Here is a 22831-nt window from a genome sequence, read left to right as displayed (position 1 = left end):
CTGCTAGCCCGTTTTTTCGCATTATAGACATTTTCATATTGAAAAAAATGCACTTCCATAACAAAACTGTCTAAAAAGCATTAACTCTACTTTTTAGACAGCCGATGGAATTTCTTTTTAGTTGCTTCTTCTTACCTATTATGACATTGATTTTTCAGATACAAGTGATTGAATTCTTTTTAAAGCGCCAGGCTCCATCTCCTCAACTGCCGTTCCAGCCTCTTCTAGTGCCTTGGAATAACGGAATTGATGGAAAGCTTTTTCGGCTTCTTTTAAACGCGCATGCAATTTTGCATTTGTAGCACGATGACGATTACCATACTGAATAATACGTTCTATCAGCATTACATTTTCTATCAATTCATGTGCTTTTGTCTTTACGTCCTCCACACAAAGTGTTGCAGCATTTAAATTATTATGAACCGTTCCCATGTTAAGAGGTACCTCTTGCAAGCTTTGCATAACTACATAAATGTGCTCTGCTGCCTCATCTAGACGTGCATCCATCTCCTCAGGGATCCCCGGAATATTAGCCTTATTCAATAACCTGTCTGTTTCTTGTAATATTTTCTTTAAACTTTCTACTTGCGCGCGAGCCTTGTTTTCATCAATTCGTAGCTTCTTCATCGTATTCGATAAATGTCCCTGCTCCTCATGAATACGTTCAAGCTCATCATTAATTTCAATCAATTCTTCCTGCAAACTTGAGGATGCAGATTTTTCTTCTTTAACACGCATCGCCAATAAATCATAGCGACGTTGTAAAGCCTCTAATTGCTTTAATGCAGCTTTTGGAATTTCTGCATCTTTTTCATTTAGATGATAGCTTTGCTGCACAAAGGTTGCTTCATCACTTACTAATCTTGTTGAGCTGATAACATTAGTAATCGAGCTTAATAAACGATCACAATTTTGGTCCACGTAATTTTTAGCAATAACCTCTTTTTCAAGCAGGTCGTAATATTGATCAATCTCTTCATTTATTTCAGCAACACGTGGCTTCACAGCTATTAAGTTAAGCTCTGCTAATTCATTTTTTAATGTTGAAAATTCCTCGTCAAATTTATCCAGCGCCTTAGTTAGTTCTAAATGCTGTAAATAATAGGATTGCTCCTCCATTTCACGCTGACCACTGCGTAATTCCTGTACAGCTCCTGGTAGCTTTACTTGCAATTCAGTCAAAATTGTTGGTACATCATTAATGTATTCAAATGTCTGTTGTGATTCTTGATTTAAGCTAATAACAATTTCTCGCGCCTGCAAATAGTTCCCTTCGCTAGTGAGCACATCAAATTCTTCAAACTTTTGAACGAACGTCTCTAACTTTTTCTCTAGCGCTGGTAATGCGATGCCGAACGAATGTTGGTGCGCTAACAATGTTTTACGTGCAGAGCGATAATATTCTTTTAATTGTTCAATTTCAATACGATTTTTTTCTTCGCTGCCAATTAATTCATTTAGTTCTTCTAAGATTTTATCTTTATCTTGTTCACATTTTTCAATGTAATCTTCTATCTCACGTTCAATTAATGTTGCTTTATTAAAACGAAGTCTATTGATTTGATCCTCTGCATCAAATAAAAGCGAATCAATTTTTGTCATATGTACATCGATGACTTCATCCCAACTATTGCGCCATCGTTCAAACATCTCTTCTGTTTCACCGTTCATGTTTAAAGATTTAACTTTCGAAATTTCTTCATTTATGGGATTGTTTTGTATTTGTGATTTTTCATTTTCAAGTTCAGCAATAATTATTGTATGTTTTCGTCGCATCATAAATCCTACTATCGCTAAAATTAATAGTAGGATAACCGGAATGATGATATACTCCATCGTAAGCCCCCTATTCTAAAATCAATATCGCCTTGGCGTAATTGCGTCCAGATTTTGAATTGTGTTTGCACAATTCATTCCTTTCAAAATCCGTGACATCCGCCGGAGGCTTTATCTTCATCCAGTAGGTGTTTGGACACCACTAAAAAGAAACCTCATTTGCATTCATCTCATCACCTTGAGAGGTGGAAGTCTTCTGCTGAATGAAGATAAACGAATTGGCTAGTTGTATTTATTATATACTATGTTTTCGCCTTTTGTACTAAAATTTGAGTGTTTTTGTGTATTTATGCCTTTTCAAAATGACAATTACTTAAATTTTGAACAACTGGCGTACTAAAAATCGTTATTATCCAAAAACTAAAGGAGTGGTAACTTTATGAAACGTGACGGCCATATTCATACCCCATATTGTCCACATGGTACTTCGGATTCGTTTAAACAATATATTGAAAAAGCAATCGCTCATAACTTTACACATATTACCTTCACAGAACATGCTCCATTACCATCGAGTTTTGTAGACCCTACACCAGAGCAAGATAGTGGTATGAACCCAGAATTTTTAATGCCTTATTTTGAAGATTTGCAGAGCCTTCAAAAGGAGTACGCACAAGACATTCGCATTGAAATTGGTTTAGAGATTGACTATATTCAAGGTTTTGAACAAGAAACTCGTCAATTTCTAGACACATTTGGACACTTTTTAGATGACTCTATTTTATCGGTCCATTTCTTACAATGGCAAAACACCTTTGAATGTATAGATTTTTCTCCAGAAAATTTTATAACTTTTTCAAAAAAAGTGGGTTCTATTAAACAGGTGTATGATTTATATTATGATACTGTCCTACAATCAATTAAAGCAGATTTAGGACAATACAAACCTAAGCGCATTGGGCATCCTTCACTTATTCACAAATTTCAATTAGCACATATGGTGAAAATTGATGACTCTACGCGGATTCGAGAAGTTTTAGATTTAATGAAGGAAGAAGGCTATGAGCTAGACTTAAATAGCGCTGGTTTAAGTAAAACATATTGTCAGGAACCTTATCCACCATTTTCCTTTATCGATTATAGTAAATCTATTGGGCTACCAATTGTTTTTGGTTCAGATGCTCATAGTGTGACTGATTTACATCAACACTATCAAGTTATATATCCAAAATAAATAACTTTCAAACGAGGTGCTTTATGTTTACACAAATTAATTATGAAGGATCAGTTGTAGAGCAATATGATACATTAGCAAAACAATTAGATGCACTACTGACAGGAGAAAGCGATCGTATTGCTAATTTCAGTAACGCTTCTGCATTACTAAATCAATTTCTAACAAACATTAACTGGGTTGGTTTTTATGTATTGCAGGGAGAAGAACTCGTATTAGGCCCATTCCAAGGCTTACCTGCCTGCGTTAGAATACCAATCGGACGCGGTGTTTGTGGCACAGCTGTAGAAAAAGAAGAAACAATGGTCGTCAAAGATGTACATGCCTTTCCAGGGCATATTGCCTGCGACGCCGCTTCCCAATCCGAAATCGTTATTCCCCTGATTAAAGAAGGCGTTGTACTTGGTGTTCTTGACATCGACAGTCCAATCATCAATCGCTTTTCTAAGGAGGATCAAGAGGGGTTAGAGCTATTCGTAAAAACCTTACTCCTGCATTTATAAAAAATGCCCTGAAATGATTTATTGTCATTTCAGGGCATTTCAGCATATAAGAATGGCTTACATTTTATTTCCAAAACATCTTTTTACTTTTTTTACATTATGAATTTGTTTGGCAGAATCGATCATGAATACAAAATCGATTTTTACCACTGTTTTTCGCTTCATATAGAGCTGTATCTGCATATGAAAAAACAGATTGAAACGCTGGACGGTACTGTTCATCCCACGTTATGAGACCAGCTGAAATTGTCACCTGAGGATCCGTTGCATTTGGAATGACTGCAACGATTGCTGTTGTCAATTCAATTGCTTCTTTCTCATCAATATTTGGGACACACACGGACATTTCTTCTCCACCCCAGCGTGCACAAATACCACGATCTCCAATCGTTTCTTTTAACTTTAACGCAATTTGCATAAGAATCTTATCACCAATTTGATGACCATACGTATCATTAATGTATTTAAAATTATCAATATCAATGAGTAGGAACATCCCTGATTGATCTTTTTCAAGCGATTTCTCTACATATTGGTCTAAATAACTTCTAGCATACAATTTTGTCAGATGATCCAAATCTACCATTTCTTGAAGTTGATTTCGTAATATGGAGTTTGCAATGGCTAAAGAAGAATGATGGATTAATGATTGCATTAATTTAAAGCTATCAAATGAAAAGAAATACGGCTCCTTGTGTAACACAATACTAAAACCATTAATTTTTTCTTCCATTAAGATTGGGATTGCCATAATTGAACGATACTCAATTTGATTAGAGGTTAATCGACTGAAGTCAGCAATAAACAGTGGATCATTGGTATGTTCAAAATGTTGTTCAACATGTTTTATATATATTTGACCCTTCTCTGAATTGAATAAAGCTGTACTAGCATCTGTCACTTCAAAGGAGTCATTATGTTTAAAAGCGAAACAAACTTCCATTGGTTGAAGGGATTTCAACTGTTTTTGTAGAAAAAGTAACATTTCATGAATGTCAATCCTCATATTTAAACGATGCGAGGTTTCATTGATGAGTTGTAAGTCACTTACGAGGCGATGCGATTGATGATATAATTTTGCATTTTCGAGTGCGTTTCCAGATGCTTGTGCTAACATACGTACAAAATCCTTTTCAGTCGTTGTAAAAAGATATGATGTAGGTGCACCTACTTGTAAAATGCCATAAATAGCTTGTCTTCCTTTTATTGGAGCGTTTAATAATCGACAATTCAAATCACTTGCAAGCTCTGTCGTCAGTTCTCCTGAGACAAAAGCCTCAATCGTTGCAGGTCTTTCAGATAAGTAATCAAAAAGCTTAATATCGATAGTCGTACGGCGGTCTTGATCATTCGATAGTATAAGCTCCACATTAAACTCTGGGAAATTATCCTTTATATTTTTCAAGACATTTTCTAAAATTAAATCAATATCCATTGTGGAATGAAATAAATCTGTCATATTATACAATTTTCTATATTGATCTTCATTCACTTTTAGTTCTAAATTTTCTCTGATCATCTGAAGAACCTTCGTAAGGGTTTCCACACACTCTTCCCCATAATCTGAAGTCATAAAATCTGTCCAAGCATCTGTCGCCTCTACAAGTAGCACACCAATTGGCGTTTTGCCCTCTGCTTGGAATAGCACCAAATCTGTCATCATCTTATAAGCTTCTTTTTCTTTTAATATATAAGGAATTTTCACCACATTTTGTTGATAAAAACTAGCTTCAATCATTTGCCATGACACAGCATTTAGTTTTGTTTCGATTGTTAAAGCAGCCATCTCTTCAACAGGTATTAAAGAATTACTGTCAAAACTGAGAAAAGCAGCATTTACAATCCCCAAGCGCTTCTTTAGACACTGTTTTAATGAATAAAAATACTCATTAAAACTGGCTTGTGCTTTAGAATTCACCCAAAAGCTCAAAACATCTGATTGTATATATTTTAGCGTTTGTAAATGGTCTGTCATGAAATCACCTTTTCTATATAACATCCAATAAATTACTATTAACTTACAGTACATTATACATAATTTGTGTCATTTTGACTATGTTATTCTATTTTACTTTTATATTTTACATTTTCACTGCATCATTGAACTATATCGGAGTTGCATGAACTGTATATAGAGGAAATTCTTACTACATATCTTTTTTGAAAATAGTTAGTGTAATAATTGACGTCTATGTAAGAAGCAGTTACAATGTAGTTTGTGTAAAATAAACGCAGCAGTGGTATAAGCTTATTACTGTATTTTATTCCTCTATTTCATTTAGTATATCTAAACAGATTAGATGGTGTATTGTGTAACCTAACGGCTGCATAGGCGAAAGTACATGAAAATAAAATACGTATAAGAATGGGTACTACTGGTTTTTGTTTTACAACAAAAAAACCAAATTTAAAGGAGGAGACAACAATATGTCTCGTTATACAGGTCCATCTTGGAAATTATCACGTCGTCTTGGTATCTCACTAAGCGGTACAGGTAAAGAAATCGAAAAACGCCCTTACGCACCAGGTCAACACGGTCCAAACCAACGTAAAAAATTATCAGAATACGGTTTACAACTTCAAGAAAAACAAAAACTTCGTCACATGTACGGCATGAACGAACGTCAATTCCGTACTCTATTCGACCGCGCTGGTAAAATGAAAGGTGTTCACGGTGAAAACTTCATGGTTCTTCTTGAAACTCGCCTTGACAACCTAGTTTACCGTTTAGGTTTAGCTCGTACTCGTCGTGGATCTCGTCAATTAGTAAACCACGGCCACATCTTAGTAGATGGCAAACGCGTTGATATTCCTTCATACAGCGTAAAACCAGGTCAAACGATTTCTCTTCGTGAAAAATCTCAAAACCTTGCTGTAGTAACAGAAGCAATCGAAGTAAACAACTTCGTACCTGACTACTTAACATTTGATGCTGACAAAAAAGAAGGTACATTCACTCGCCTTCCAGAGCGTTCTGAATTATCAGCTGAGATCAACGAAGCATTCATCGTAGAGTACTACTCTCGTTAATTTTTTAACGTTAGATTACTTACGGTTCTCAAACCTCGCAACCTTGTTTATACAAGTGTTTGTGGGGTTTTTGCATATAATCAGTCAATCGGAAATTTACGTTTTTATTCGGGGGATTTGGGGGAGCGTCTAGGGGAGCGTTTTTTTCTTTAAATTAATTTATAAAATAACATACGGACAGGTGTACACTAACTCAGATTTATTCAATTTTCTACCACACTTTCAAAAAGATATTCTTCTCTATCTCCTTCTGCCTATAAGACTGAATCCAAAAAAAAATAATATAAATCAACTTTTGTCCCCTTTTGAACATATTTTGATAAAACCTCTTTGGAGAATTAGGATACTGAGTTGATCTTATTGCGATTAATTCACAAACAGGAAAAAAAGAGTGAAAAAAAATCAAGTACAAGTTGAATATAAAACATACGAACACTATTATATCTGAATTTTATCAATTTTCGTTCAATTAATAACAAAACTTGATTTTGAACCATTTATAATTAATGATATGTTTTTAACATACCCAGGAAAAAGTAAAGAAGGATGAAATACCACGCTTAAATTTTTATTAATATTTTAAATTAGGAACTGCTTTCAAGTAGTAAATTACTGTTTCGTAGAAAAAGAGCCGAGTAGCAATTACACGGTTAGGGAGTTTCTTAAAAAAGTTTTTCATATTAGAGTAATCAGAAATCCCAATTCACCGTTATTGAATATTTGTGTATTATCGAAAATGAAAGGGGGAAGAACATGAAAAACATGACAAAAAACATTCTTATTTTTTCTCTAGGTTTTGTGACGTTCTTCATTTTCTCAATCATTTTCAGATTTTTCTTTTAAATCAAAGGGGGTAAAACATGAAAAAGTCACTAAGACTCCTAGTTATGGTCCCCTCTATTATTTTACTAGCAGGATCATCAATTTGCAGGCGGGGTTACTTCTCCAGCTTGCTAACTCATTAGCGTCTGCTATTGAGAGTAGTCCAAGCAAACTAAGAACAGCTTATGATAGAGGGCAACACTGTTACGTGGTATCTGTTTACGCGAACGTTGTTAAACCAAGTTTGTCGAAGATAGCTTATGTATATTACACAAATCAAACACTTAGGTTTGTAGAAAAGTAATTCATTCATATAGTAGTGCCCCCTAAAGTTAAAGTTTTTATTATGCAGCTAATTGGCTGGCATGAGTTCGGTATTTTAATGGACTCATGCCAGCCAGTTTCTGTCTAATATGTTCATTGTCATAGTAGTCGATATACCCCCTTTTCATTTCCAATAATACTCAAATATTCAATAATGGTGGATAGAGTTTTTTTGATTATATTTATCTAAATTACAAAATATTACGATAATACAATTTCAGGAGGGATAACATGAAAAAAATTGCTATTTTAGTACTAATTTGTTCTTTGCTAGGTATTATTATTAGAATTTATGATATCGTGAAATCGGGAAATACAATATTCTCCATTTATAATATTGATTTAATTATTCTTTGTATAATAGTAATCTTTAGTTTGGTGCTCAGTTTAAAACTTGATCCAAAGAAATGAATCCAAATATAGTTTCACAGTACAATAATAAAAAGCCCAGGCTCATAATTAATTGAGTACCTAGGCTTTGATGATCAACAGATTAGTATTTATGTTATCTGTTTTTTATTCAACTTATATGTGATTGATATTTTAAATACTAGTCAATGTCGTTAAACTCACTACGATCATGTATTAAAGATAATCCATCACCGTCCTGCTTAAATTCAAGTTTTGCAAAGGTAATAACTCTATTAAATTCTTTACCGAACCAATAATACGTTTTTGTACCCAAACTGTCGTAAGTAAGGAGACCTTCCCCATCCAAGAATTCCTTAAAAATAAAAACCCTAGAAACCTTATTAGATTAATGGCTCCTAGAATTTTTTCATCGATAATTTTTTATACGATAGCTGATGAACTCGATTTTGATACAATTCCCTCTTCAGCTTTTTTCGTTTAGTTCGCAATATAAGCCCAACTATTAGGTAAAGAATTGTAGTAATAATACCTGCCGTTGGAGAAACAATACATACTTTTCCCTCCCAGTCTCCACTCCAATCAACTTTTAGTGATGAGCCCTGAAAATGCTTAAAAAATAAAAAAGGAACCTTCTGTCTTTACGGTAGTCTAAATAGAAAATATTTCAAATTACAAGGAGGAAATTATGGGGTTTTCTGAACTTACTGTGATGGCCTTAATTTATAGTGGCATGATGATTTTTTTCTTAGTACCTTTTAAAAAGCAGCAAAGCAAGGAATTTAAGCATCCAATTACTTTTAAAGAAAGTCTACTGCATATCACTTTTCATAAAAAAGCTTTACTGACCCTCCTTTTATTAACCTTTTTGTTAATAGCTATTTGGTTCGGTTATGAGCAAGAGATCTATCATTTTAATGCTCACAGTGGTTATCCCCCTATCAATACAGATTCAGAAGCAACTTTCTATATGTGCGCATTAATTGGGTATACAGTCATTCTTTATTTACTTCTCGCATTATGGGTTTCCTTAAACATTTTAAAAAGAAAGATAAATTAATTAAATATTCTAATAATTTATGACGTTTTTTTGTACTTTACAATAGTAATCTCACAATTTATTAACAACTTAATCACTACTTTTATAATAGAAACAATATATCAGTTTTTTACTATTCAGCCCATCGTTAAAATAGAACCGACTCCCAAAAAATATATTTTACTTTTATAAGAAAACAATTTAAAAACGCTTCCATTTAAACAACCCTAGACAATTCAATCTTTCAGCAACCTGAAAAAACAGCTAACTTTTTTGTAAAATAATAACATGAATAAAATTAACAATTTTAATAAAAATACGAGTTGAACTTTTACAAGGAATAGAATAACATGAATTTCGGAAGGTGGTTCGCCATCATTCAAGCAATAACAATTTTGTTAAAGGGGTTGGAAATATGTCAGACGTTCTAAAGCAATTTGTAATGCCAAAAACAAACTTATTTGGACCTGGAGCAATTCAAGAAGTTGGTACACGCTTAAATGATTTAGAAGTGAAAAAGACATTAATCGTAACAGATGAGGGCTTACACAAATTAGGTCTCTCTGAACAAATTGCTAACATCATTACAGCTGCTGGAATTGATGTAGCGATTTTCCCGAAAGCAGAACCAAATCCAACAGATCAGAACATTGAAGATGGAGTTGCAGTATACCATGCTGAAAACTGTGATTCAATCGTATCTCTTGGAGGAGGTAGCGCACACGATGCAGCGAAAGGTATTGGACTTATTGCTTCGAATGGTGGACGCATTCATGATTACGAAGGCGTTGACAAATCTCAAAACCCATTGGTGCCATTAATCGCTATCAACACAACTGCTGGTACTGCAAGTGAAATGACTCGCTTCACAATTATCACGGATACAGCACGTAAAGTGAAGATGGCCATCGTTGACAAACACGTTACACCACTTCTGTCAATTAATGACCCAGAGTTAATGGTTGGCTTACCTCCTGCCCTAACTGCGGCAACTGGTTTAGATGCATTAACACATGCTATCGAATCGTTTGTATCGACAAACGCAACACCGATTACTGATGCATGTGCTGAAAAGGTACTTCAGCTAGTTCCTGAATATTTACCACGTGCCTATGCAAACGGTGCAGATTTAGAAGCACGTGAGCAAATGGTCTACGCACAATTTTTAGCAGGTATGGCATTTAATAATGCATCACTTGGCTATGTACATGCGATTGCTCATCAATTAGGTGGCTTCTATAACCTACCACACGGCGTATGTAATGCTATTTTATTGCCACATGTTTGCCGCTTCAACTTAACAGCACGCACAGAGCGTTTTGCAAGAATTGCTGAATTATTAGGCGAAAGCGTTGAAGGATTAAGTAAACGTGATGCTGCTGAAAAAGCAATTGCAACAATTGAAAATCTCTCTAAAGATTTAAACATTCCATGTGGCTTCCGCGAATTAGGTGCGAAGGATGAGGATATTGAAATCTTAGCGAAAAACGCAATGTTAGATGTATGTGCTGCAACAAACCCACGTAAAGCAACTTTAGAGGAAATTAAACAAATTATTACGAACGCGATGGGCCCTGTAGCGAAGAAAGAAGAGTCACTTGAAGCTGTCGCACTTTCTTAATAAACAATAAAACAAATAGAACGGCATGTCTTTTACAGGCATGCCGTTTTTGTTGAGTCGAAAATGCGTTCGCTCATTGTATGTAACGCCAACACTCGCTATACTTTTCTTAAAAAGAATTGGAGATATGAATATGCGTTTAATCTCAATTTGTCCTAGTAATACTGAGCTCGTTGCTTATCTAGGTTTGACAGATCAGCTTGTTGGTGTCGATGATTTCTCAGATTGGCCATTAGCAGTAAAAGACTTACCACAGCTAGGTCCAGACCTATCCATTAATATGGACGCATTAGAAGCATTACAGCCTGATCTTGTACTCGCATCCTTAAGTGTACCAGGTATGGAAAAAAATATCGAAGCTCTACAAGCAAGAAATATTCCTCACATTGTTTTTAATGCCAATTCATTAGAGGAAATCGCACAAGATCTCCATTCATTGGGTAAAGCCTGTAGAGTTGAAGATCGTGCTAAAATAATTTCTGAGGAATATTTACAATACATTGAACGTCTTCGCTCCGTTGCACAAACGATTCTTAAAAAACCTACGCTCTATTGGGAATGGTGGCCGAACCCTATTTTTACACCAGGTAAAATAAATTGGCTAACTGAAATTAGCGCCATTGCTGGTGGGCAAAATCTGTTTCAAGATGTAGAACTCGCAAGCGTGCAAACTGATTGGGCAGATGTAGTAAGGCGCAATCCAGACTATATTATGATGGCTTGGGTAGGAGTTGCCTTCGAGCGTATTCAACCTGCAATCTTATTAAAACGTCCAAATGCCCAGGAGTTACAGGCAGTTCAAATGAAGCAGCTTCACGTGATGGAGGAATGGCTTTATTGTCGCCCATCACCTCGCCTAATAGAGGGTGCATTGAAGCTTGCCCAAATACTTCACCCAAAAGAATATGGGCACTTAAAGCTTCCTAGTTTTTTAGATAGCTAAAAGAAATGGTCAAGGAAGCTTTTGTTAATATTGTGACACTTTAAATGAGCGTGATTTCCGTTCCAGGCTACTCGTTTTCGCACAGGAACATTGTAGCTGAAGTTTCGTTTTATCACTATAAATTAGAGTGACATGCCAGAAGGTACATGCCATGTGAAATGGTTGATTGGAGTGGAGCGCCCAGTCGGAACGGAAATCAACCCCTCGTTTTGCCAAAGAGCCATACTTTATTTAATAGAACACCCAAAACAAAACATCCCCTCAAATGATTGAAGGGATGTTTCGTTTTGTTGTATGGGTTTGAATTAAACAAACTTCACCATATGGTATTTTTTCTTACCGCGACGTACAATGCTAAACGCATCCTCTAAACGATCCTTAACGTCGATGACATATTCTAATTCAGTGACCTTTTCACCGTTTACGCTAATCGCACCATTCGTTACGTCTTCACGAGCTTGACGTTTTGAAGGTGAAATACCTGCTTCCACAAGTAAATCCACGATGTTTTTATCTTCTTTCGCCATTTCAAAAGAAGGAACATCTTTAAACGCATCCTTCATTTCATCAGCAGAAAGTGCTTTTAAATCACCAGAGAATAATGCAGCCGTAATACGAATTGCTTGATCTAATGCTTCTTGACCATGAATTAAACGAGTCATTTCTTCTGCTAGCGCTTTTTGTGCCTTACGTAAATGTGGTTCCTCTTCTACAGATACTGCTAAAGCTTCTATCTCTTCACGAGAAAGGAATGTAAAGATTTTTAAGTATTTTACAACGTCAGCATCTGCAGCATTAATCCAGAATTGGTAGAACTCGTATGGAGAAGTTTTCTTGCCATCTAACCATACAGCACCACCAGCCGTTTTACCGAATTTTGTACCATCTGCTTTCGTTACTAATGGAATCGTTATACCAAATGCTTTCGTCTCTTCCTCATGCGTTTTACGAATAACTTCTAAACCAGTTGTAATATTCCCCCACTGATCAGAACCACCTACTTGAATGCGACAGTTGTAATGGTTGTATAAATGATTGTAATCAATACCTTGAATTAAAGTGTACGCAAACTCAGTAAATGAAATCCCTGTGTCAAGACGTGATGCAATTGTATCCTTTGCTAGCATGTAGTTCACATTAATTAATTTCCCGTAATCGCGTAAAAACTCAATTGTATTGATATCGCCAATCCAGTCACGGTTGTTAACTAACTGCGCACCATTGCCATCTTCTGCAAAGTCAAAAATACGCTCTAATTGACTACGAATACCTTGAACGTTTTTATCGATTTGCTCAACTGTTTGCAATTGGCGTTCTTCTGAGCGACCAGATGGATCTCCTATCATACCAGTCGCACCTCCTACTAGCAAAATCGGACGATGACCTGCTTTTTGGAATCGACGTAGTGTTAAAAGAGGCACAATATGTCCAATATGCATAGAGTCTGCAGTTGGATCTACACCACAGTATAAAGAAACAGACTGTTCATCTAATAATTTGGTCATACCTTCAGCATCAGTTTGTTGGTATAACAATCCGCGCCATTCTAAGTCTTGTAATAATTCATTCGTCATTTCTATTCCTCCTAATGTGTTTGATGTTTCTTTACGTGTAGAGCCAATCTAAATAAAAAAGTCCCTACACGCAAAATATTGCATGCAGGGACGTTATTCACTAACGCGGTACCACCCGGCTTGAAGATGTCATCCATCTTCCTCTTCATTCAACCGCCTTTATCGCAGGCGCGCACGTCTAAGCTCCAAGCACGTAATTCGTCTCTACATTATGACCAGCTTTCACCAACCGCTGGCTCTCTAAACAGGGAATATAGACACTACTGCAAGCTCTTCATCACTAGAAAACTATAAGCATTATTCTATACGATTCTTTTTTTCATTGTCAATAACTATGTTCGAGCTAAATCAATATGTGCTATAATAAACAAGATTTTAGGAGGTCGATACATTGAAAGAATGGATTGAGAAAATCAATGCAAAGATCGAAGAATTATTAGTACGAAAATGGATGAAGAAATTACGCATTTCCGGAAGTGTTATCTGGAACTTATTTTTACTATTTTTAATCTTTGCATTGGTAGGCACTGTATTTGTCGGTTCAGTTGGTGCTGGCTATTTTGCTTCACTCGTTAAAGAAGAGCCTCTGCGCTCTAAAGAAGAATTGCGAACTCAAATTTTTAACTACGATTCAACTAGTGAGATTTATTTTGCCGACGATATTTATATTGGAAAATTACGTACCGATTTAGAACGTCGTGAAACAACATTAAATAATGTCTCTCCAGATGTAATTAATGCCGTATTAGCGACAGAGGATGAGTATTTCCGTGAACACAACGGAATAGTTCCGAAGGCCGTTATTCGTGGGCTACTTCAAGACGTAACAAACTCTTCTACTCAAACAGGGGGCTCTACGCTAACTCAGCAGCTTATTAAAAACCAAGTATTAACAAATGAAGTATCCTATGAACGGAAAGCAAAAGAACTTTTACTTGCGATGCGTTTAGAGCATTTTATGACAAAGGAAGAAATTTTAGAGGCCTATTTAAACATTATTCCTTATGGTCGTAGCTCTTCAGGTCGAAATATCGCAGGAGTAGAAACTGCTGCTGAAGGTATTTTCGGCGTAAAAGCAAAGGATTTAACGCTTCCTCAAGCGGCGTACATAGCTGGTATTCCTCAAGCACCTTTTGCTTACACACCTTTTACAAATACAGGTGATCTTAAAAGTGACGAAGCTCTTCAACCGGGCATTGATCGTATGAAAACTGTTCTTTATCGTATGAAAGACGCAGGTTATATTAACGAAGCGCAGTATAAACAAGCAATCGCTTATGATATCACTGCCGACTTCCGTTCAGCCGAGATACATGCTGAGGATAGCTACCCATGGCTAACGTATGAGCTCGAAAATCGCGCGAAAGAAATAATTGCTGAAAAACTAGCAAAAGAAGATGGTGTTGATCCAGAACGCTTAAAGAATGAACAAAAATTAAAAGATAGATATATGATCTTAGCAGACCGTGATGTCCGTTCGAAAGGCTATCGTATTTATTCGACAATCGATAAAGATATGTACGATGCGATGCAAAAAGCAGCGGAAAACTTTAAGTATTACGGTCATACGTATACAGCTAAAGAAAAGGACCCTGTAACAGGTGAAGAAGTTGAGGTTCAAATGCCTGTACAGGTTGGTAGTGTTTTAATCGAAAATACTACTGGACGTATTTTAAGCTTCGTCGGTGGTCGTGATTTTGAATTAAAAAGTTATAACTATGCAACACAGGCAAAACGCTCAAATGGCTCAACAATGAAGCCTTTACTCGTATATGCACCTGCAATAGAATACGGTGTAATCGGTGCAGGTAGCCCGTTAGTCGACGTAAAATTCTCTATACCCGGGTGGAGCCCAACAAACTATAATACTAATGATGAACGAGGACTAATCCCTGCACGTGAGGCATTAGCGAGTTCACAAAACTTATCAGCTTCACGTCTATATTATAGTATTCTTAACAGACGTCCTGCCGATTATTTAGTAAAGATGGGAATCACAACCCTAAAGCCTAATGATTTCACAAACCCTTCTGCTAGTCTTGGGGCCATAGAAGATGGTATTACGGTTGAAGAGAACACCAATGCCTACTCAACTTTTGCAAATGGTGGACAATTCATCGACGCTTATATGATTGATAGAATTGAAGACCATGATGGGAATATCATCTATAAACACGAAGTTGAACCTGTACAAGTATTCAGCCCTGAAACATCTTATATCATGACTGATATGATGCGAGATGTGTTATCACAAGGAACGGGTACAGTTGCAAAAAATACACTAAAATTCTCTTCCGACTTCGCTGCTAAAACTGGTACATCACAAAACTATAAAGATGTTTGGTTAGTCGGCTATAACCCGAATGTTTCTCTTGGAGTATGGATGGGTTATGATCAAAATCAATCACTAGATGCATTTAACAATACGTATCAGCAACCTAGTGTGCGTATTAACAAGCTATGGGGAACATTGATGAATTCTGTGTATGATGTAGATCCGCAATTAATTGACCCTAATACTAGCTTTAAGGCACCTAAAAACGTTGTGACTGCATCATTCTGTGGTATTTCTGGTTTAGCGCCTTCTGCAGCATGTGCGAATGCTGGTCTCGTGCACTCTGATTTGTTTAATGCGAAAGTATTTTTACCTTCGCAGCCAGATGATAGCTTAGCTTCTTCTAGTGTAGTTACGATTAAGGGTAACACATATAATGCACTACCTAGTACACCACGAGAATTTGTAAAAGCAGGTGGTGCAGGTATTAATCAGGCATTTATTAAACGGATGCTAGGCCCACTTGGCGGTAATCCGGCTAGCCTATTACCAAAAAATTCGTCATTATCGAATTCAGCGGTATCAGCTGTTAATTTCCCAGCTGACAGTCATGCACCTGGAGCAGTATCCGCTTCAATTAATGGCAATACGTTATCTTGGTCAGGCTCTTCAAATGATGTAGTCGGTTACCGGATCTATAACGTAACAAATGGAGGTAGGACACTTGTCGGATCAGTACTTGAATCATCACAAAGTATGACGGTAGCAAGTGGTCAAGCCTATGCTGTTGTCGCTGTAGATATTACAGGTTTAACTTCACCGCAATCCAATGTCGTTTCTACTGGTGGCAGCGGAAGTGAAAAAAAACCTGAAGAAAAAGACGAACAAGAAAAGCCACCAACAACTCCACCTACTAACGAAAATGATTCGGACATTAATGAAAACGGCTCCGAAAATGGCAATGGTTCCGGTGGTAGTAATGGGGATGGCTCCAATACCGGCAATGGTTCCGGGAATAACGGAAACAACTCGAATAATGGCAGTGGCTCCGGGAACAACGGAAACGGCTCAAACAATGGCAGTGGCTCCGGGAACAACGGAGACGGCTCGAATAGTGGCAGTGGCTCCGGGAACAACGGAGATGGCTCCAATACCGGCAGTGGCTCCGGGAATAACGGGAATGGCTCTAACGGAGGAGACAACGGAAATACAACTCCACCTCCTACCCAATAAAGATAAACAAGCTTACTACAATCAATTTTGAATTGTAGTAAGCTTGTTTTTTTGTCATTATAAAGAGGACTACTAATTTGAAGGGGTGGAAGAAATATGAACATTTTAGTTTTAGGAGGCACTCGCTTTTTTGGTAAAAGGCTTGTTGAACTTTGTATTGAAAATAGGCATAATGTAACTATTTTAACACGTGGTCAAAGTGGAAATCCTTTTGGTACAAAGGTGAAGCAACTAGTTGTTAATCGAGATGATGCTAATGCGTTGTCACAAGCACTATCAGGTACAACATGGGATATTGTCTATGATAATATTTGCTATTCTCCAAATGAGGCTCATCAACTAAGCAAAATTTTAGATGGTAAAACGAAAAAGCTTGTTTTCACCTCTACTCTCTCAACCTATGACATAAACAGCACTGTCAAAACAGAAGAAGATTTTAATCCTTACGATTATGAAATTCGAATGGGTGAGCGTGAAGATTTTTCATATGGTGAAGGTAAACGACAAGCGGAGGCAGTACTTTTCAAAGAGGCTACATTCCCCGTCGTCGCTGTACGTTTCCCAATTGTTATGGGTGAGAACGACTATACACGCCGTTTACATTTTCACGTTGAACGAATTTTACAGGATCAGCCTATTTCATTCCCAAATATTGAAGCAAAGATGAGTTTCATTACCGATGAAGAAGCCGCTGCATTTTTATATTTTGCTGGCATTACACCTATTGAAGGACCTTATAACGCTACAGCAACGGATGCAATTTCGTTACAAGATTTAATGGGGCTTATTGAAGAAGCTAGTGGGAAGCATGCAAAAATTTCACTTGTAGGTGGCGATGAACAGTCGCAATCGCCATATGGAGTTCCAGCAGATTGGTATATGTCAACTGCAAAGGCAGAAGCTGCAGGATTTACATTTAGTCACCTTCACGATTGGCTCCCTGCTCTAGTAAAAACATTAGTAAAAGAGCTGAAATAAAATTTTACTAAATTACCCAATAGTTTGCGGATGGCATTTGTTAAAACGTAAACCATGTAAGTTGATTGGAGTGGAGGCTGGGCGACTCCTTGGGGATCAGCTATAGTGGAACGAAGACTAAGAGCATCACGTCCTGTGATAACGCCTTCGTGACCTACATCGTGTAGGCCCAAGCGGCTCATCGGACGCCCCCAGGAAGCTCTGCTCTGTGCGAAAGCGAAGCGTCAGCAACAAATGTTTTATCTGCGCGAAAGCGAAGCGTCAGCGGCAATGTTTTATCTGTGCGAAAGCGAAGCGTCAGCGGCAATGTTTTATCTGTGCGAAAGCGAAGCGTCAGCTACAAATGTTTCATCTGTGCGAAAGCGAAGCGTCAGCAACAATGTTTTATCTGTAGCGAAAGCAAAGCGTCAGCTACAAATGTTTTATCTGCGCGAAAGCGAAGCGTCAGCAACAATGTTTTATCTGTAGCGAAAGCAAAGCGTCAGCTACAAATGTTTTATCTGTGCGAAAGCGAAGCGTCAGCAACAAATGTTTTATCTGTAGCGAAAGCAAAGCGTCAGCTACAAATGTTTTATCTGTGCGAAAGCGAAGCGTCAGCAACAAAGCGCCCAGCCGGAACGGAAATCAACCACACGTTATGGTGATAAGTCTTTTTTGATTAGCTATTAAAAATCTGCTAAACTTCTTGTAAAAGGAAGTCTAGCAGATTCATTTTTTATCGTATTTAATTGTCCGGACACTATAGCAATATCGTTTTTAAAATTGCTATTGCTTCATCGATTTCTTCTTTTGACACGGTTAATGGAGGTAATAGACGAATAACGTTTGGTCCTGCTCCAACTATTAATAAGCCGTTTTCCTCTGCCGCAGCTATATACGAAGCTACCTCAGTATCACCACAGCCAATGCCAAGAAGCAAGCCCTGCCCTTGAACCGTATACGTTGACGGTAAATTCGCTTTCAACTGCTTAACAAAATACGTGGAAAGCTCCTGTACATTTTGTAAAAAGGCCGGTTCAAAGATATGATCAAGCACGGTTTCTGCAACACTCATCGCTAACGGATTACCACCAAATGTTGTCCCATGTGTACCAGGACCAAATGTTTCATATAGCTCAGCTGTTCCAAGCATGCTACCTACAGGGAAACCACCACCTAGTCCCTTCGCCAATGTTACAATATTTGGTTTTAATACAGTGTGCTCATAAGCATATCTTGTTCCTGTTCGGCCAATACCTGTTTGAACCTCATCGACAATCAGTAAAATTCCTTTGTCGTCACAGGCTTTCGCTATGGCTGCTGCGAATTCTGGTGATACACCGTTAACACCGCCCTCACCTTGAATCATTTCCAACATAATGGCTGCGACAGAATCATCAATCGTTGCTTCAAGTGCTGCCACATCATTAAAAGGAAGAATCGTAAATTTTTCAACAAGTGGTCCGAAGCCATTATGTACCTTGCCCTGACCTGTTGCAGACATCGCTCCAAAAGTTCGCCCATGAAAAGATTTTTCAAATGTAATCATATGATTTTTCCCTGTATGCTTACGCGCAAGCTTGATAGCCGCTTCATTCGCTTCCGCACCACTATTACAGAAAAATGCATAAGAAAAATGTGTGTTTGCTACTAATTTTTGCGCAACTTTCTCCTGACCAGGTATATCAAATAAATTAGAAATATGCCAAAGCTTTTCACTTTGATCATGAATAGCCTTCACAATCGCAGGATGGGCATGACCAAGACTCACTACAGCGATTCCACTTGTAAAATCTAAATATTTTTTCCCAGCAGCATCTTCTACTACGGTTCCTTGCCCTTTGACAATTTTGGCACGGCGTTTTCCATAGTTTCCAAATAAAGCACTCATTTTATCATCCCCTACTATAATTTTCCACAGTTAAAACCTTCAACCATCCTCTCTAAACAACTATATTGCTACCGCAAAGCCACTAGAACGGCAACCTTATCTATAATGAGGAATGACTTTTACTGAGTGAATCTAAAATCGTCGTACCTACTAGGGAATCGCCAACAATTTGCACTGATGGAATACCTGCACTTAAGCATTCAAGAGCCCCTTGAACTTTAGGTATCATACCACCATAAATATGACCTTCCTCAATCCATTGATCGATTAAGGAAGACGTCGCTTTCGTTTGATACTCATCATTCACTCGAATGCCACTTACATCCGTAACAAGCAATAAACTATCTGCATCTATAGCTAGTGCTATTTCACTTGCTACTGTATCTCCATTAATGTTTAACGCCTGACCATGTTCATCTGCTCCAACGCAAGCAATTACTGGTACAATACCCGCACTAATTAATGCTTCTAATAAAGATGTATTAACAGCTTTTACTTCACCAACAAAACCGTATACATCTTTGTCTAAATAATCCGCTACAAGTAACTGCCGGTCAAAACCGTTTAAACCAATAGCAGCAATACCCGCCGTTGTTAATTCATGAACAAGAGCTGGATTGACCTTTCCTATTAACGTTGACTGTACAATAGTAATTGCAGCTTCGCTCGTTACACGAATACCGTTTACAGCGTGTGATTCTACCCCACGCGCCGCAAGCTCACGATTAATGGCCGGACCACCACCGTGTGTAATAATAAGCTCTACACCACTATCTTGAAGCTTTTTAAAATTCTCATAAAACGACTCGTTTAAGCCTTCTAACGTACTTCCACCAAGCTTAATGACCATTCGTTTACGAGCGGTATGATGCATTGATTTGAACATAGTCATAAGTAAGATCACATCCCCAAGCATGCCCCTTGCCCTCACCCATACCAAGTGACACATAGATTTTCACTTCATTCATTTTTAAAATTTGAATTAACTCATCTTCTGAGAATGGGATGGGCTCACCATTTTCGACCATTGTTGCGCCACCAATTTGGATTGTAATTTTATCTGGATTAACTGTTGCACCGCTGTAGCCTACAGCAGCAATAATACGTCCCCAGTTCGCATCACAGCCAAATACTGCTGTTTTCACAAGAGGTGAACCTACTACCGTTTTTGCAATTTTACGTGCCTCTTCATCCGAAATGGCCCCTTCTACTTCAACCTCAATCAGTTTCGTTGCCCCTTCACCATCTTTGGCAATCATTTTTGCTAAATCTTGTGCTACTGTTTTTAGAGTATAGTAAAAGTTTTGCCAATCTGGATGGGTAGGCGTTAAAGCTTCATTTCCTGCTAAGCCGTTTGCCATGGCAACTACTGTGTCATTTGTAGATGTATCTCCATCCACTGTGATTGCATTAAAAGTGAGATTTGTAATATCAGATAATGCATACTGTAAAATATCTGATTCGATATTTGCATCTGTCGTAATAAAGCCAAGCATCGTTGCCATATTCGGTTCAATCATACCTGAACCTTTAGCAACCCCAGCGATAATTACCTCTTTACCGTCAATTGTCGTACTATAACTTGTGTTTTTCATAACCGTATCTGTTGTCATGATTGCTTGTGCAAAATCAATAGCACTTTCTAAATTATCCATAGGCTCTAACTGAATAATCCCATTTGCCACTGGCTCCATATTCATAATTTCACCGATGACACCTGTTGAGCAAACTCCTACTAGACTCGCCTCTATGCCAAGCTTTTCTGCCATTAGGGACTGCATTGTTAGTGCATCCTTTACACCCTGCGTCCCTGTACACGCATTAGCATTTCCGGAATTAACAATCATCGCCTGCATTTTCTTCGTTGCGTACACAACCTCTTTCGTTACTTTTAATGGCGCTGCCTGAACTGCGTTCGTTGTAAATACACCTGCAACACTTGCTGGTACTTCACTGACTAACACAGCTAAATCTTTTTTCTTATGCTTTAATCCACAATGTAAACCCGCAGCTTTAAAACCCTTTGGTGAAACAATATTTTTAATTGACAATTTTTTCATAATACTCGTTGATGCTATTAATGTCATAAATAATTCCTCCTTAGTTAATCAATTTTCCTTGGCATATAATAGTAGCTGACGTTCTGCTTTCGCTACATAAAAGATTCGCTGAAAGAAGTTAAATAAAGAATGGAACGACATCTAGTCCTGTCGTTTGAGGTAAATCAAATTGAACGTTCATATTTTGAATCGCTTGCCCCGCTGCCCCTTTGACCAAATTATCGATGACTCCAACAATTGTGGCACGATTTGTACGGCTATCTACCTTCACCAAAATATCACAATAGTTCGAACCTTTAACACGGTTTGTTCCTAGACTATTTATATCTGTTACAATTCGCACAAACGGATGCTTTTCATAAGTATTCTGCAAACAAGCTACTAACTGCTTCTCTGTAACACCAGGCATAACTGGCGCATACGAGGTCGATAAAATCCCTCGTGTCATTGGCACTAAATGAGTATTAAAAGAAATGGTTGCATCGACACCGGCAAACATAGCAATGGACTGTTCAATTTCTGGTATATGCTGATGCGTATTGGTTTTATAGATGGAGAAGCTTTCATTCACCTCACTAAAATGTGTCGCTTGCGAAGGCTTATTTCCAGCCCCTGAAATCCCACTTTTCGCATCAATCACTAAAAAGCTCGGATCAATCAATCGCTCTTTTAGCAATGGCAACAACGACAGCAAAACCGCTGTTGGATAGCACCCAGGGTTTGCGATAAGAAATGCATGTTGAACCTGCTCTGCATTCCATTCAGTTAAGCCATAAACACTTTGCCTAATGATATCCAGTGGCGCCGCCTTTTTACCGTACCACTCTTCATAGCTTGCTGGATCTTTTAAACGGAAGTCCCCAGACAAGTCTATTAACTTAGGACCTTTCCCTACCAATGGAGGTAATAGCTCACTTGTCACCCCAGAAGGCGTACTTGTAAAAACAACATCAAATTTCTCCAAAGCCCCATAATCAATTTTTTGTAATGGTGTATCAGCAATATGAACGAGATGACCAAACTTAGAAGAAAAAATTACACCTTCTTCTGAAGATGTGAATAAATCGATCCGCTCCACCGCTTTATGATTATGTAAAAATCGAATAAGCTCTAATCCACCATATCCGGTTGCACCTACAATTCCTATTTTCAATACACTCACCTCTGAAATAAGTTAAAA

Annotated in this window: 19 protein-coding genes and 1 other annotated feature; of the genes, 10 read left to right on the top strand and 9 right to left on the bottom strand. The window is 37.6% G+C overall.

Translation table 11 applies throughout. The features are described 5' to 3' along the window. Positions 1–138: 138 nt before the first annotated feature. The gene (gene ezrA / locus ACVWXS_RS06515; protein WP_456957052.1) at positions 139–1836 is read right to left on the bottom strand and encodes a septation ring formation regulator EzrA; all 1698 of its coding nucleotides are present in this window, start codon (positions 1834–1836) and stop codon (positions 139–141) included. A gap of 379 nt (positions 1837–2215) precedes the next feature. On the opposite strand from ezrA, the gene hisJ reads away from it, so the two are divergent. Further along, positions 2216–3010 (top strand): histidinol-phosphatase HisJ, encoded by a 795-nt coding sequence (gene hisJ, locus ACVWXS_RS06510; protein WP_456957050.1) that lies wholly within the window; start codon positions 2216–2218, stop codon positions 3008–3010. A gap of 23 nt (positions 3011–3033) precedes the next feature. Then, on the top strand, positions 3034–3513 hold the full coding sequence (locus ACVWXS_RS06505) for a GAF domain-containing protein (RefSeq protein ID WP_456957048.1): 480 nt from the start codon (positions 3034–3036) through the stop codon (positions 3511–3513). Between the two features lie 97 nt (positions 3514–3610). Here ACVWXS_RS06505 and ACVWXS_RS06500 read toward each other — a convergent pair whose 3' ends face one another. After that, entirely contained in the window at positions 3611–5488 is a 1878-nt protein-coding gene (locus ACVWXS_RS06500) for a sensor domain-containing diguanylate cyclase (RefSeq protein WP_456957046.1), read from the bottom strand. 452 nt (positions 5489–5940) lie between these two features. Between ACVWXS_RS06500 and rpsD the strand changes: the two genes are divergently transcribed. Continuing rightward, on the top strand, positions 5941–6543 hold the full coding sequence (gene rpsD / locus ACVWXS_RS06495; protein WP_053592359.1) for a 30S ribosomal protein S4: 603 nt from the start codon (positions 5941–5943) through the stop codon (positions 6541–6543). A gap of 1166 nt (positions 6544–7709) precedes the next feature. On the opposite strand, the gene ACVWXS_RS06490 is transcribed toward rpsD, so the two are convergent. Next, positions 7710–7817: an IS3 family transposase gene (locus ACVWXS_RS06490; protein ID WP_456957043.1), complete on the bottom strand. Its 108-nt coding sequence runs from the start codon at positions 7815–7817 to the stop codon at positions 7710–7712. A 422-nt stretch (positions 7818–8239) separates the two neighbouring features. Further along, positions 8240–8374, bottom strand: a complete 135-nt coding sequence (locus ACVWXS_RS06485; protein ID WP_456957042.1) for a hypothetical protein — start codon at positions 8372–8374, stop codon at positions 8240–8242. A gap of 372 nt (positions 8375–8746) precedes the next feature. Here ACVWXS_RS06485 and ACVWXS_RS06480 point away from each other — a divergent pair, with 372 nt between their 5' ends. From ACVWXS_RS06480 to ACVWXS_RS06470, 3 genes are all read left to right on the top strand, one after another. Further along, positions 8747–9118 carry a hypothetical protein gene (locus ACVWXS_RS06480; protein WP_456957040.1) on the top strand — a complete coding sequence of 124 codons (372 nt, stop codon included), beginning with the start codon at positions 8747–8749 and terminating at the stop codon, positions 9116–9118. A gap of 394 nt (positions 9119–9512) precedes the next feature. Beyond that, positions 9513–10718: an iron-containing alcohol dehydrogenase gene (locus ACVWXS_RS06475; RefSeq protein WP_456957038.1), complete on the top strand. Its 1206-nt coding sequence runs from the start codon at positions 9513–9515 to the stop codon at positions 10716–10718. Positions 10719–10851: 133 nt separating this feature from the next. Next, complete coding sequence (locus tag ACVWXS_RS06470) at positions 10852–11661, top strand: cobalamin-binding protein (RefSeq protein WP_456957036.1); 810 nt, start codon at positions 10852–10854, stop codon at positions 11659–11661. 305 nt (positions 11662–11966) lie between these two features. Here ACVWXS_RS06470 and tyrS read toward each other — a convergent pair whose 3' ends face one another. Next, positions 11967–13235 carry a tyrosine--tRNA ligase gene (tyrS, locus tag ACVWXS_RS06465; protein ID WP_427496690.1) on the bottom strand — a complete coding sequence of 423 codons (1269 nt, stop codon included), beginning with the start codon at positions 13233–13235 and terminating at the stop codon, positions 11967–11969. A gap of 83 nt (positions 13236–13318) precedes the next feature. Beyond that, positions 13319–13522: a binding site (T-box leader), on the bottom strand. Positions 13523–13626: 104 nt separating this feature from the next. On the opposite strand from tyrS, the gene ACVWXS_RS06460 reads away from it, so the two are divergent. From ACVWXS_RS06460 to ACVWXS_RS06445, 4 genes are all read left to right on the top strand, one after another. Then, positions 13627–16743, top strand: a complete 3117-nt coding sequence (locus ACVWXS_RS06460) for a transglycosylase domain-containing protein (RefSeq protein WP_456957034.1) — start codon at positions 13627–13629, stop codon at positions 16741–16743. Positions 16744–16839: 96 nt separating this feature from the next. After that, positions 16840–17721 (top strand): NAD-dependent epimerase/dehydratase family protein, encoded by an 882-nt coding sequence (locus ACVWXS_RS06455; protein ID WP_456957032.1) that lies wholly within the window; start codon positions 16840–16842, stop codon positions 17719–17721. Between the two features lie 234 nt (positions 17722–17955). Next, entirely contained in the window at positions 17956–18189 is a 234-nt protein-coding gene (locus ACVWXS_RS06450) for a hypothetical protein (RefSeq protein ID WP_456957030.1), read from the top strand. A gap of 23 nt (positions 18190–18212) precedes the next feature. After that, the gene (locus tag ACVWXS_RS06445; protein WP_456957028.1) at positions 18213–18365 is read left to right on the top strand and encodes a hypothetical protein; all 153 of its coding nucleotides are present in this window, start codon (positions 18213–18215) and stop codon (positions 18363–18365) included. A 95-nt stretch (positions 18366–18460) separates the two neighbouring features. On the opposite strand, the gene ACVWXS_RS06440 is transcribed toward ACVWXS_RS06445, so the two are convergent. The 4 genes from ACVWXS_RS06440 to argC all read right to left on the bottom strand — a co-directional run bounded on the left by ACVWXS_RS06440 (position 18461) and on the right by argC (position 22804). Further along, a complete protein-coding gene (locus ACVWXS_RS06440) occupies positions 18461–19591 on the bottom strand; it encodes an acetylornithine transaminase (protein WP_456957026.1) in 1131 nt (376 codons plus the stop codon). A 100-nt stretch (positions 19592–19691) separates the two neighbouring features. Then, a complete protein-coding gene (gene argB, locus ACVWXS_RS06435; RefSeq protein ID WP_456957024.1) occupies positions 19692–20483 on the bottom strand; it encodes an acetylglutamate kinase in 792 nt (263 codons plus the stop codon). Beyond that, on the bottom strand, positions 20446–21678 hold the full coding sequence (gene argJ, locus ACVWXS_RS06430) for a bifunctional glutamate N-acetyltransferase/amino-acid acetyltransferase ArgJ (protein ID WP_456957022.1): 1233 nt from the start codon (positions 21676–21678) through the stop codon (positions 20446–20448). Before argJ ends, argB begins: the two co-directional genes overlap by 38 nt. 91 nt (positions 21679–21769) lie before the next feature. Beyond that, the gene (gene argC / locus ACVWXS_RS06425) at positions 21770–22804 is read right to left on the bottom strand and encodes an N-acetyl-gamma-glutamyl-phosphate reductase (protein ID WP_456957020.1); all 1035 of its coding nucleotides are present in this window, start codon (positions 22802–22804) and stop codon (positions 21770–21772) included. Positions 22805–22831: the final 27 nt, after the last annotated feature.

The organism is Lysinibacillus sp. TE18511 (genome assembly GCF_054062295.1).
This window is presented reverse-complemented; position numbering and strand designations above follow the sequence as displayed.

Coding starts and splice junctions, on each gene's coding strand:
- ACVWXS_RS06490 (WP_456957043.1), bottom strand. CDS start 7,817: ATGAAAAGGGGGTATATCGACTACTATGACAATGAACATATTAGACAG.
- ACVWXS_RS06475 (WP_456957038.1), top strand. CDS start 9,513: ATGTCAGACGTTCTAAAGCAATTTGTAATGCCAAAAACAAACTTATTT.
- ACVWXS_RS06500 (WP_456957046.1), bottom strand. CDS start 5,488: ATGACAGACCATTTACAAACGCTAAAATATATACAATCAGATGTTTTG.
- rpsD (WP_053592359.1), top strand. CDS start 5,941: ATGTCTCGTTATACAGGTCCATCTTGGAAATTATCACGTCGTCTTGGT.
- ACVWXS_RS06455 (WP_456957032.1), top strand. CDS start 16,840: ATGAACATTTTAGTTTTAGGAGGCACTCGCTTTTTTGGTAAAAGGCTT.
- hisJ (WP_456957050.1), top strand. CDS start 2,216: ATGAAACGTGACGGCCATATTCATACCCCATATTGTCCACATGGTACT.
- argJ (WP_456957022.1), bottom strand. CDS start 21,678: ATGACATTAATAGCATCAACGAGTATTATGAAAAAATTGTCAATTAAA.
- ACVWXS_RS06440 (WP_456957026.1), bottom strand. CDS start 19,591: ATGAGTGCTTTATTTGGAAACTATGGAAAACGCCGTGCCAAAATTGTC.
- ezrA (WP_456957052.1), bottom strand. CDS start 1,836: ATGGAGTATATCATCATTCCGGTTATCCTACTATTAATTTTAGCGATA.
- ACVWXS_RS06450 (WP_456957030.1), top strand. CDS start 17,956: ATGTTTTATCTGCGCGAAAGCGAAGCGTCAGCGGCAATGTTTTATCTG.
- ACVWXS_RS06505 (WP_456957048.1), top strand. CDS start 3,034: ATGTTTACACAAATTAATTATGAAGGATCAGTTGTAGAGCAATATGAT.
- ACVWXS_RS06470 (WP_456957036.1), top strand. CDS start 10,852: ATGCGTTTAATCTCAATTTGTCCTAGTAATACTGAGCTCGTTGCTTAT.
- argB (WP_456957024.1), bottom strand. CDS start 20,483: ATGACTATGTTCAAATCAATGCATCATACCGCTCGTAAACGAATGGTC.
- ACVWXS_RS06480 (WP_456957040.1), top strand. CDS start 8,747: ATGGGGTTTTCTGAACTTACTGTGATGGCCTTAATTTATAGTGGCATG.
- ACVWXS_RS06445 (WP_456957028.1), top strand. CDS start 18,213: ATGTTTTATCTGTGCGAAAGCGAAGCGTCAGCAACAAATGTTTTATCT.
- tyrS (WP_427496690.1), bottom strand. CDS start 13,235: ATGACGAATGAATTATTACAAGACTTAGAATGGCGCGGATTGTTATAC.